Annotated in this window: 14 protein-coding genes; 7 read left to right on the top strand and 7 right to left on the bottom strand. The window is 72.5% G+C overall.

Features of this window, described 5'->3' with window-relative positions:
• A partial coding sequence (locus VMR86_18270; protein ID HTO09001.1) for an amidohydrolase occupies window positions 1–271 on the top strand: 271 nt, incomplete at its 5' end.
• Here the strand turns inward: VMR86_18270 and VMR86_18265 are convergent.
• From VMR86_18265 to VMR86_18255, 3 genes are read right to left on the bottom strand one after another with little or no spacing between them, the layout of a single operon-like run.
• Window positions 268–1,107: a metallophosphoesterase gene (locus tag VMR86_18265; GenBank protein HTO09000.1), complete on the bottom strand. Its 840-nt coding sequence runs from the start codon at window positions 1,105–1,107 to the stop codon at window positions 268–270. The genes VMR86_18270 and VMR86_18265 overlap by 4 nt on opposite strands.
• A 16-nt stretch (window positions 1,108–1,123) precedes the next feature.
• On the bottom strand, window positions 1,124–1,546 hold the full coding sequence (locus VMR86_18260) for an SRPBCC domain-containing protein (GenBank protein HTO08999.1): 423 nt from the start codon (window positions 1,544–1,546) through the stop codon (window positions 1,124–1,126).
• On the bottom strand, window positions 1,543–1,863 hold the full coding sequence (locus VMR86_18255) for a metalloregulator ArsR/SmtB family transcription factor (GenBank protein ID HTO08998.1): 321 nt from the start codon (window positions 1,861–1,863) through the stop codon (window positions 1,543–1,545). Before VMR86_18255 ends, VMR86_18260 begins: the two co-directional genes overlap by 4 nt.
• 56 nt (window positions 1,864–1,919) lie before the next feature.
• Here VMR86_18255 and VMR86_18250 point away from each other — a divergent pair, with 56 nt between their 5' ends.
• Window positions 1,920–2,711: a methyltransferase domain-containing protein gene (locus VMR86_18250; protein HTO08997.1), complete on the top strand. Its 792-nt coding sequence runs from the start codon at window positions 1,920–1,922 to the stop codon at window positions 2,709–2,711.
• Here the strand turns inward: VMR86_18250 and VMR86_18245 are convergent.
• Window positions 2,695–3,336: a nitroreductase family protein gene (locus VMR86_18245; GenBank protein HTO08996.1), complete on the bottom strand. Its 642-nt coding sequence runs from the start codon at window positions 3,334–3,336 to the stop codon at window positions 2,695–2,697. The two genes, VMR86_18250 and VMR86_18245, sit on opposite strands and share 17 nt — an antisense overlap.
• Before the next feature lie 36 nt (window positions 3,337–3,372).
• Between VMR86_18245 and VMR86_18240 the strand changes: the two genes are divergently transcribed.
• Window positions 3,373–4,224: an SDR family NAD(P)-dependent oxidoreductase gene (locus VMR86_18240; protein HTO08995.1), complete on the top strand. Its 852-nt coding sequence runs from the start codon at window positions 3,373–3,375 to the stop codon at window positions 4,222–4,224.
• A 19-nt stretch (window positions 4,225–4,243) separates the two neighbouring features.
• On the top strand, window positions 4,244–5,014 hold the full coding sequence (locus tag VMR86_18235) for an alpha/beta hydrolase (GenBank protein HTO08994.1): 771 nt from the start codon (window positions 4,244–4,246) through the stop codon (window positions 5,012–5,014).
• Here the strand turns inward: VMR86_18235 and VMR86_18230 are convergent.
• A complete protein-coding gene (locus tag VMR86_18230) occupies window positions 4,951–5,532 on the bottom strand; it encodes a GNAT family N-acetyltransferase (GenBank protein ID HTO08993.1) in 582 nt (193 codons plus the stop codon). The genes VMR86_18235 and VMR86_18230 overlap by 64 nt on opposite strands.
• Before the next feature lie 28 nt (window positions 5,533–5,560).
• On the opposite strand from VMR86_18230, the gene VMR86_18225 reads away from it, so the two are divergent.
• The 3 genes from VMR86_18225 to VMR86_18215 are packed head-to-tail and all read left to right on the top strand — an operon-like array spanning window position 5,561 to window position 8,296.
• Complete coding sequence (locus tag VMR86_18225; protein HTO08992.1) at window positions 5,561–6,649, top strand: hypothetical protein; 1,089 nt, start codon at window positions 5,561–5,563, stop codon at window positions 6,647–6,649.
• A complete protein-coding gene (locus tag VMR86_18220; protein HTO08991.1) occupies window positions 6,649–7,425 on the top strand; it encodes an adenylate/guanylate cyclase domain-containing protein in 777 nt (258 codons plus the stop codon). Before VMR86_18225 ends, VMR86_18220 begins: the two co-directional genes overlap by 1 nt.
• Before the next feature lies 1 nt (window position 7,426).
• Entirely contained in the window at window positions 7,427–8,296 is an 870-nt protein-coding gene (locus VMR86_18215) for an MOSC domain-containing protein (GenBank protein HTO08990.1), read from the top strand.
• A 3-nt stretch (window positions 8,297–8,299) separates the two neighbouring features.
• On the opposite strand, the gene VMR86_18210 is transcribed toward VMR86_18215, so the two are convergent.
• Complete coding sequence (locus tag VMR86_18210) at window positions 8,300–9,232, bottom strand: NAD-dependent epimerase/dehydratase family protein (GenBank protein HTO08989.1); 933 nt, start codon at window positions 9,230–9,232, stop codon at window positions 8,300–8,302.
• Window positions 9,233–9,279: 47 nt separating this feature from the next.
• Window positions 9,280–9,432, bottom strand: coding sequence for a hypothetical protein (locus VMR86_18205; protein HTO08988.1), 153 nt, complete (start codon window positions 9,430–9,432; stop codon window positions 9,280–9,282).
• Between the last annotated feature and the right edge of the window lie 335 nt (window positions 9,433–9,767).

Genomic DNA, 9,767 nt, shown 5'->3' with positions numbered 1-9,767 from the left:
CGCCGAGCCCTGGTGTGACCTGGCCGTGAAGCTGATGCTGAAGTGGCCGAACCTGTATTACTCGACCAGCGCCTTCGCGCCCAAGCACTACCCGAAGGCGATCATCGACTACGCGAACACGCGCGGCGCCGACAAGATCCTTTACGCGGGCTACTTCCCCGCCGGACTCACGCTGGAGCGCATCTTCGGCGACATGCCCCACGTGCCGTTCAAGGCCGCCGTGTGGCCGAAGTTCCTGCGCGAGAACGCCTTGCGGGTGTTCAAGCTCTAGCCCGCGCGCAGCACGAGCAGCGAGATCTCGGGCGGCACGCGGAACCGTACGGGGATGATGCTCGTGCCGATCCCGGGCGACACGAAGAAGTGGCGGCCCTGGTCCACGATCGGGCCGATCGCGAAGCGCTCGCCGTAGATCGAGGGCACGACCGGGCGGCCGAAGAACGGCAGCCAGACCTGGCCGCCGTGCGTGTGGCCCGCGATCCCGAGCACGACGCGCTCGGGGAGACTCGGAAACACGTCCGGGTTGTGGGTCAGCACGAGCACGGGCGCGTCCTCCGGGACGCCGGCGAGCGCGCGCTGCACGTCGTGGAGCGAGGTCCACAAGTCACTCACCCCGGCCAGCCAGAAGGCGCAGCCGCCGCGCGCGAGCCGAACGGCCGAGTCATTCAGCACCGGGATGCCGTTCGAGGTCAACGCCCGCTCGACGCGCGGCGCGCCCACCCAGCCGTCGTGGTTGCCGAGCACCGCGAAGCGGCCCAGCGGCGCATCGAGGCCCGCCAGCCGCGGCGCGATCGCCTCGGGCGGCACGAAGTGCCAGGCGCCGCCGTCCCGCACCACGTAGTCGCCGGCGAAGAGCACGAGGTCGGGTCGCGCGGCCCGAGTCAGCTCGCCCACGCGCGTCAGGCTCTCGAGCCCGTGGAAGGGCGAGCCGACGTGCAGGTCGGAGATCACCGCGACGCGCAGGCCGTCGCAGGCCGCGGGCCAGCGCGGCAAGGTGAGCTCGTACTCACGCAGCGCGAGACCCGCCGGCTCCCACCAGAATCCCCACAGCCCGACTGCCGCGACGGCCGCGAACAGAACGGCAGAGAGGACGCTGGCGGCTCGAAGCACCCCGAGGTTGTAGCCGCTAGCCGGCCTGCACGCAGTCCCTCAAGCCGTCGAGGATCCGCCGCCAGCCCGGAGTCACGGCCGCGCGCGTCTTCGGCGAGGCGTCGAGCCGATCGTGGGTCACGCGCAGGAGGCAGCCGTTCGCGCGCTCCTCGATCTCCCAGGTGACTCGGCTGGCCGGCTCGGGCGCGAGCTCCGGCTGCCACAGCGAGCGCCAGGTCGTGACCAGCTTCCACGGCGGATCGATCTCGACGATCTCGCCGTCGGCCATGGTGTTTCCGCTCGTACCGTTCCACTCGATCTTCGCGCCGCGGCGGAACTCGGAGCGCACGGCCGAGTCGAAGAAGTAGCGGCGCGTCCAGTCGGGGCTGGTGATCGCCTCCCAGATCTTCTCCGGCGTGCTCTTGATCTCGACCTCCAGCACCAGGGCGGGCAGGCTCATCGGGGCTCCTCCTTCTCTTCGAGCGCGCGCCGCAGCTCGAGCAGCCGGCGCGCGCGCTGGGCCGCGAATTTCGAGATCCAACGCTCGTGGATCTCGACCAGCGGCACGGGGTTCAGGTAGTGGTGTTTCTCGCGGCCGGCCCAGCGACTCACGACGAGCCCGGCAGCTTCGAGCAGCGCCAGGTGTTTCGAGACCGCCTGGCGCGTCATGTCGAGCGGCTCGGCGAGCTCGGACAGCGTCGCGCCCGGCTCGGCATGCAGCCGATCGAGCAGCCGCCGCCGGGTCTCGTCGGCCAGCGCGCGAAACACGTCGTCCACGCCTGCGATGTTATGCAACTCATCGGTTGCATGTCAATCGGCGTAGAATCGCAGCCATGAACGACGCGACCTATTACCGCGACCACTGGCTCGAGATCGAGCCCCAACGCCTCGAGGCCTACGAGCAGATGTTCGAGTGGCGGCCGCAGAACGCGCCGCTGCTCGAGCCGGCGCAGCTCGCGGCCGGCCAGGTGGTGGTCGACTACGGCTGCGGGCCGGGCGGGCTCGCGGTCGAGCTCGCGCGGCGCGTCGCGCCGGGCGGGCGCGTGCACGGCGTGGACCTGAACGCGGCGTTCCTGGAGCGCGCGGCGGCGCGCGCGCGGCGCGAGGGCGTCGAGTCACTTCTCTCCTTCCACCGCACCGAGGGCGAGAAGCTCCCGCTCGAGTCACGATTCGCCGACCGGCTCGTGTGCAAGAACGTGATGGAGTACGTGCCCGACGTGGCCGCCACGCTGTCCGAGTTCCGGCGCGTGCTGCGGCCGGGTGGGCTCGCGCACGTGATCGACAGTGACTGGGGCCTGCTCGCCGTCGAGCCGCTGGGCGCCGAGCGCATGGCCGAGCTGTTCGCGGCGGCCGCGCCCGCCTACCGCACGCCGCACATCGGGCGCAAGCTCTACGGGGCGATGCGCGCCGCGGGCTTCTCCGACGTGAAGCTCAAGATCGTCGCAACCGCCGACACCAAGGGCTTCACCGCGGCCATCGTGTTCAACATGTTGTCCTACGCGCGCGAGTCGGGGCGGCTCTCCGCAGCCACCCTCGAGTCACTCCAGGCCGACCTGAAGCGCTCGCTGGCCGACGGCAGCTTCCTGTTGATCCTGCCCCAGTTCCTGGTCACAGGGAGCGCTTGAGTCCCCAGCCGTTCCAGTAGGTCACCTCGCCCGGCCCGCGCCGATCCGCGGGCCGGAGCACCGCGTCGCGCATGTAGCCCACGGGCAGGAGCACGGTCTGCGTGACTCCCTCGGGAATGCCGAGGATGCGCGCGGCCTCGGACTCGTGCAGCAGGTGCAGGCTGGTCCAGGTCGAGCCGAGCCCGCGCGCGCGCAGCGCCAGCATGAGCGACCAGGCGGCGGGCAGGACCGAGCCGTAGAATGCAACCTGCTGCGGCACGGAGAGTGACTCGGGCCGGCCCTCGATGCACACCAGGATCAGCACCGGCATCTCGTGCATGCGGTCAGCCAGCAGCTGGTAGCTCGCCTTGGGCGGCTCGGCTTGGGGCTCGGCGGCGCGCAGCGTGCGGTAGTGACTGAAGGCGCGGCGGTAGAGCTCCGCCACTGCGTGCTTCTTCTCGGAGTCGGTGATCACCAGGAAGCGCCAGCCCTGGGCGTTGCGCCCGGTCGGCGCCTGGGTCGCCAGCGCAATGCAGGCCTCGATCACCTCGGGCTCCACCGGCCGCTCGAAGTCGAGCTTCCGGCGCACCGAGCGCGTGGTGCCGAGCACCAGGTCCACCGAGTCCAGGTCCACGTCGACGTCCACGCGAGAAGCTTAGTCGAGCCGCGGTATGATGGCGCGGTGAGCGACTCCCAGAGACCCGAGCGACCGCCCGCCCCTCTCACCTCCGAGGCGCACGGCCTGGCGCCGGGGCGCGAGCGGCTCGCCGGCCGGCGCATCCTGGTGGTCGGCGCGGGCACGCGCCCCAGCCCCGAGCCCGAGCCGCCGATCGGCAACGGCCGCGCGATCGCGCTCCTGTGTGCGCGCGAGGGCGCCGCGGTGGCGTGCGCGGACGCCGACGCCGAGGCCGCGCGCGAGACACTCGCGCGGATCGAGAAGGACGGCGGGCGCGGTGCGCTGATCGTGGGCGATGTGAGCGACGCCGCGGTCTGCGAGCGCATCGTGGCCGAGGCCGAGTCGGCGCTCGGGGGCCTCGACGGACTGGTGCTGAACGTGGGCATCGCACGCGGCGCGCGGCTGGCCGGCACCGACGCCGCGGCCTGGGACGAGGCGTTCTCGGTGAATCTGCGCGCGCACTTCCTGGTGGCGCGCGCGGCGCTGCCGCGCCTGCGCGCGGGCGCCTCGATCGTGTTCATCAGCTCGATCGCGGCGCTGCAGCCGGGCACGCGCGCGCCGTCGTACGACGCCTCGAAGGCCGGGCTCGCGGGCCTGATGCGCCACGTGGCGTTCGAGGGCTCGCGCGCGGGCGTGCGCGCGAACGTGCTCTTGCCGGGGCTGATCGACACGCCGCTCGGCCGGCTCGCGACCCAGGGCCGCCCGAGCCGCGGACGCACACGCGTGCCGCTGGGCCGGCAGGGAACGGGCTGGGAGATCGCGTACGCGGCGCTGTTCCTCCTGTCGGGTGAGTCGAGCTACGTCACGGGTCAGTCGCTGGTCGTCGACGGCGGTCTCTCCGCCCTCGGCCCCGCCTGAGTCACGAAGGAGGTTTTCGATGCCTACGATCCGCTCCAACGGTGTCTGGCTCCACTTCGACCAGGCAGGTGAGCCGTCGTGGCCGACGGTCGTGCTGGTGCACGGCTTCGCGTCGAGCGCCGACGACTCGTGGCTGGCGACCGGCTGGGTGAAGCGGCTGGGCGAGGCGCGCCGGCGCACGGTGCGCGTGGACCTGCGCGGCCACGGCCGCAGCGACAAGCCCTACGACCCGGCCGCCTACTCGCTCGACACCTACGCAGCCGACCTCGAGGAGCTCTTGCGCTACGCCAACGCGCGCAGCGTGGATCTGTTCGGTTACTCGATGGGCGCGCGCATCGCGCTCGGCTTCCTCGAGCGCCGGCCCGACCGGCTGCGCTCGGTCATCCTGGGCGGGATCGGCGCGAACGTGCTGCAGGGATTGCCGGAGAACGACGCCGTGGTGGCGGCGCTCGAGGCGCCGGACGCCAGCAAGATCACGAGCCCCGTGGGCCGTGCCTTCCGCGCGTTCGCCGAGTCACGCGGCAACGACCTGCGCGCGCTCGCCGCGGTGCGGCGCGGGGCGCGCAGCCTGCCCAACCGCCAAGCATTGTCGCAGCTCAGCCTGCCGGCGCTGGTGTTCGGCGGCGCGAAGGACGAGCTGATCGGCGATTTCGCCGGCATCGCGGCGCTGATCCCCGGCGCGCGTTCGGCGCTGATTCCCGACGCCGACCACATCGGCGCGGCGTCTCACCCGGCGGCGTTCGACGCGGTGCTCGATTTCCTGGCCGGCGTGGACCGCGCGAGCCGGTAGACCACGTGCGTGCGCAGCGGGCTGCCTTCGGGCACCGAGGGGTGCTCGAAGGTCTCACCTGCGAAGTGCAGGCCGATGCGCTCCATGACCGCGCGCGAGCGGCGGTTGCCCACGGCCGTGAACGACACGATCTCGTGTAGCCCCAGGCGCGCGAAGCCCGCCTGCAGCACCGCGTGCGCGGCCTCACTGGCATAGCCGCGGCCCCAGTGCTCGGCGGCGAGCCGCCAGCCGATCTCGACGCAGGGCGCCACGGGCACGTGCGGGCCCGGCTCGTCCAGGCCCACGAAGCCGGCGAACGGAGTCACCCCCGGCGCCTCGACCGCCCACAGACCCCAGCCGCGGCGCGCGATGCCGGCGCGGCAGCGCTCGGCCAGGGCCTCGGCCTCGGCGCGCGAGAGAGTCGCCGGGAAGAACTCCATGACCCGCGGGTCTGCGCACAGCGCGGCGAACGGCGCCCCGTCGGACGGCCGCCACTGCCGCAGCCACAGCCGCTCCGTGCGCAGCTCGATCGGCTCCACGTGTGGATTCTCCGGTATCCTCGTGCGCATGCCCAGCGCGCTCGCCGACGTGGAATGGGATGCCTGCGTGCTCCAGCCGCACCGCGACCGCGAGCTCGAGGCCTACGTGCGGCGCGAGCTCGGCGCGGTCCCTTCCTCGGTCGCGTATTTCACCGGCGTGCCGTGGGTGGTGCACTCGCTGTCGCGCATCGCCGGCGGGGTGTACCTGCACGTCGACTCGGTGCTGGACGACCTGATCGGCCTGGTCGTGAGTCAGGACAACTCGTGCCGCTACTGCTTCGGCCTGCAGCGCATGATGCTCCGGGTCCACGGCGTGCCGGACTCACGCATCCGCCAGCTCGAGCAGGGCCTGATCGAAGCCGAGATCGACCCGCGCGCGCGGGCGTCGCTCGACTTTGCCCGCCGTGTCTCGCGCGCCGCGCCGCTCTCTGCGGCGGCCGACACGCGCGAGCTGCGGGCAGCGGGTTGGGACACCGCCGCGATCCGTGAAATGGCGTTCTGCGCCGTGAACGACGTGTATGCGAACCGGCTCATGACGATCGCGGCGATTCCGTATGCGCCGGTCGAGGACCTCGCGGACACGTGGTCCACCCGACTCCTCGCACCGCTCATCCGCGTCGCGATGCAACGGCGCGTCCGCCGCCACCTCGCGCGCGCGGCCGCGCTCGGGCCGGAGGCCGCGCGTGGCCCCTGGGCCTATCTCGTCGGCGCGCTCGAAGGTCTTCCGGGAGCGCGGGTGCTGCGCGAGACGATCGACGCGGCGCTGGCCTCGCCGGTCTTGAGCACGCGCGCGAAGGCGCTGATCTTCGCGGTGGTCGCGCGCGGGCTCGACTGCCCGCAATCGGAGCGCGAGGCGAGTGACTTGCTGGCGAGCACCGGCCTTGCGCCCGAGGTCGTCGAGGCCACGCTCACTCACCTGGGCTCACCGGAGCTGTCTGCGATCGAGAACGCGCTCGTGTCCTTCGCGCGCAGCACGATCCGCGGCCGGCCGCAACGCCTGCAGCAGAATGCGCGCGAGCTGCTCGGATTGCTCTCGCAGAACCAGCTCGTGGAGGCGGTCGCGGTCGTGGCGCTCGCGAACATGGTCGTGCGGCTCGACGTGATCACCGAGGTCTGATGTCGGCCGCGCAGGCAGTCACACTCCTCCTCGGGCTCGGCGCGGGCGCCTGCGCCTGGCTCTGGCTGCGCGCGCGGCGCGCCAACGCGGCCGCGCGGCTCCGGCTCGCCTCGGCCACGGCCGAGCTCGAACGCTTGGAGCACGCCTTCGCGCGCTTCGCGCCCATGGAGCTGGTCGAGCGCGTGATCGCGACCGGCGTTCCGACCCACGGCGAGCGCAAGGAAGTCACGGTGCTGTTCGCCGACCTGGTCGGCTTCACACCGCTCTCCGAGAGCGTCGACCCCGGCGCGCTGGTGCGGATCCTGAACGGCTACTTCGAGCGCATGAGCCGCGCGATCACCGCGCACCAGGGTCACATCTCGACCCTGATCGGTGACGGCATCCTCGCGCTGTTCGGCGCGCTCGAGACCAACCCGTGGCACACCAACGACGCCGCGCGTGCCGCCCTCGCGATGCGCGGCGAGCTGGCGGGCTACAACGACGAGCTGGCCGCAGAGGGCCTGCCCAAGCTCGCGTTGGGTATCGGGCTGCACCGCGGCACGGGCATCGCGGGCCTGGTCGGGAGTCACGAGCTCATGCAGTTCACGGTGGTGGGCACGGTGGTGAGCGTCGCGGCGCGCGTGCAGGGGCTGACGCGCGAGCACGGCGTCGACATCCTCGTGACCGGCGAGGTGCAGCGTGCGCTCGACCCGCGTTTCAGCCTGCGCGCGCTGCCAGCGCGCGCGCTGAAGGGCATCTCCGAGCCGGTGGCGACGTTCACATTGGAGGCAGAGTGACATGAAGGCGATCGGACGCGTGCGAGACATCTGGCGCTATCCCGTGAAGTCGATGGCCGGGGAGCGGCTCGACGAGGCGTTCGTCGACGCCGGCGGCATTCCGGGCGACCGCGGCTGGGCGGTGCGCGACGAGCGTCGCGGCGGGATCCGCGGCGCGAAGAAGATCGCGGGACTGATGCGCCTCTCCGCGCGCTATCTCGAGACGCCCACGCGCGCCGAGCCGCGCGTGCCCGAGATCGGGCTGCCGGACGGCTCGCGCGTGCGCGCCGACGCGCCCGACGCCGCCGCGCGCGTGTCGGCGGCGGTGGAGACACCGGTCACCCTGTGGCCACTCCTGCCCGAGAGCGAACGCGAGCACTACCGGCGCGGCCCGCCCGACCACAAGGACGTGCTCACGGAGCTGCGCTCGATCTTCGGCCGCACGCCCGACGAGCCGCTGCCCGACCTGTCGAACCTGCCGCGCGAGCTGTTCGAGTTCGAGTCACTGCCCGGCACCTACTTCGACGCCTTCCCGCTGCACCTGGTCTCGACCGCCTCGCTCGACGCGCTGGCCAAGGCCGCGCCCGGCTCGCGCGTCGACGTGCGCCGCTTCCGGCCGAACTTCGTGGTCGAGACCGGCCCCGGGCTGGCCGGCTTCGCCGACGCCGACTGGGCCGGCAAGCGCCTGCGCATCGGCGACCTCGAGCTGGGCGGTGACTCGATCGCGACCGTGCGCTGCGTCATGGTGACCCACGGCTTCGCCGACCTGCCCAAGGACCCGACGATCCTGCGCGCGATCGTGCGCGCGGCGAACCAGACGCTCGGACTCTACGCGCGGCCCCGAGGCGAGGCGCGCGTGCGCGTGGGCGACGAGGTGGTGCTGCTCGACTGAGTCTCAGCTCGCGTGGCTCCGGAACCAGTCGAGCGTGCGGCGCACGCCCTCGGCGAGCGGCACGGGCGCGCGCGAATCGCGCTCGGGCTCGAGCACCGAGCGCTCGAGGTCGCCCGCGCGCGGCGGACCGAAGCGGATCTCCGACGCGCTCCTCGCCTCGCGCTTCATGCTCTCGGCCAGCGCCTGCGTCGTGGTGCCGATGCCGCTGGCCACGTTCGCGATGCGCCCGGGCACGGCGCCGCGCACCGCGCGCAGGTTCCACTCGACCACGTCGTCCACGTACACGTAGTCGCGCACGCAGCCCGAGTCTCCGGACTTCGCGCGCGCGAACACCGTGACCGGCTCGCCGCGCAACAGCCGGCTGGCGAAGATGGCCACCACGCCCGCCTCGCCATGCGGGCTCTGGCGCGGCCCGTAGACGTTGGCGTAACGCAGCACGGTGTAGTCGAGGCCGTGCTGCTGGCGGAACGACTCGAGATACACCTCGGTCGCGTACTTCGAGCAGGCATAGGGGCTCGCGGGCGCGGGGCGCAGCGCGAGCGAGGCGCGCTGTCCTTCCGGCACCTCGCCGTAGATGGCGCCGCCGGTGCTCGCGAACACGAAGCGCGACACCTTGCAGGCCGCCGCGGCCGACAGCAGGTGCAGCGAGCCCAGCACGTTCACCTGCGCGTCGAGCAGCGGCTCGCGCGTGCTGACCGAGACACTGGCCTGCGCCGCGTGGTGGACGATCACGTCCGGCCGGAAGTCGCCGACCACGCGAGTCACCGCGGCGCCATCGCGGATGTCGAGCTCGCGCAGCACCGCGCCGTCGGGCACGTTCGCGCGCGATCCGGACGAGAGATCGTCGACGATCTCGACCTCCCAGCCGGCGGCGAGCAGCCCCGCCGCAACGTGACTCCCGATGAACCCCGCTCCGCCGGTGACCAGTGCGCGCATGGCGGCGAGGGTAGCGGCTCGGTGGGCGCGCTGAAAGCGGCCGCCGCTCAGAACTCCGCGCTGAGAGACAGACCGAGCGACGCCCGCTGTCTGGGCAGGAAGTGGATGTCGCTCCAGGCGGGCTCGTCGGCTCCCGGCGCCTCGTCGCGCAGGCTCGAGGCGTAGAAGGCGCGCGTGTCCGCGCCTTCGCGGGCAAGCACATCGGCGCGCCGCGCTGGCTGCCGTTCGGAGCGCCAGGAATGTGACTCCCCGCGGGATCGCCGTCTCGGAAGCGTCCGTGGGTCCAGGCCAGCGCAGCGTCGACGCTGAGCCAGTCGGTCGCCGCGTAGTCACCCGAGAGCTCGATCCCGTAGCGGCGGCTGGGGCACCTCCCGCCACGGAGGTGCTACGCGGGTCAGCGCTTCTTGGATCCCCGCGCGCGCTTCGGGGCGGCAGCCTTCTTGCGCCCCTTCGTGCGCCGGGCGCGGCCCAGGCCCAGCGGGCGAAGCACCGCCGCCCAGTCGTCGAGCGCGTCCTCGTGTCCCAGGACGAGCTG

The sequence above is a fragment of the Myxococcota bacterium genome, assembly GCA_035498015.1.
Taxonomy (GTDB): Bacteria; Myxococcota_A; UBA9160; order SZUA-336; family SZUA-336; genus VGRW01.
The sequence above is the reverse complement of the archived record's forward strand: the minus strand, read 5'-3'. Positions and strand labels throughout refer to the sequence as shown.

What these genes read in the sequence shown, in the direction of transcription:
- VMR86_18260 (HTO08999.1), bottom strand. Translation starts at nt 1,546, where the DNA reads ATGAGCCTGCCCGCCCTGGTGCTGGAGGTCGAGATCAAGAGCACGCCG.
- VMR86_18250 (HTO08997.1), top strand. Translation starts at nt 1,920, where the DNA reads ATGAACGACGCGACCTATTACCGCGACCACTGGCTCGAGATCGAGCCC.
- VMR86_18235 (HTO08994.1), top strand. Translation starts at nt 4,244, where the DNA reads ATGCCTACGATCCGCTCCAACGGTGTCTGGCTCCACTTCGACCAGGCA.
- VMR86_18225 (HTO08992.1), top strand. Translation starts at nt 5,561, where the DNA reads ATGCCCAGCGCGCTCGCCGACGTGGAATGGGATGCCTGCGTGCTCCAG.
- VMR86_18220 (HTO08991.1), top strand. Translation starts at nt 6,649, where the DNA reads ATGTCGGCCGCGCAGGCAGTCACACTCCTCCTCGGGCTCGGCGCGGGC.
- VMR86_18215 (HTO08990.1), top strand. Translation starts at nt 7,427, where the DNA reads ATGAAGGCGATCGGACGCGTGCGAGACATCTGGCGCTATCCCGTGAAG.
- VMR86_18210 (HTO08989.1), bottom strand. Translation starts at nt 9,232, where the DNA reads ATGCGCGCACTGGTCACCGGCGGAGCGGGGTTCATCGGGAGTCACGTT.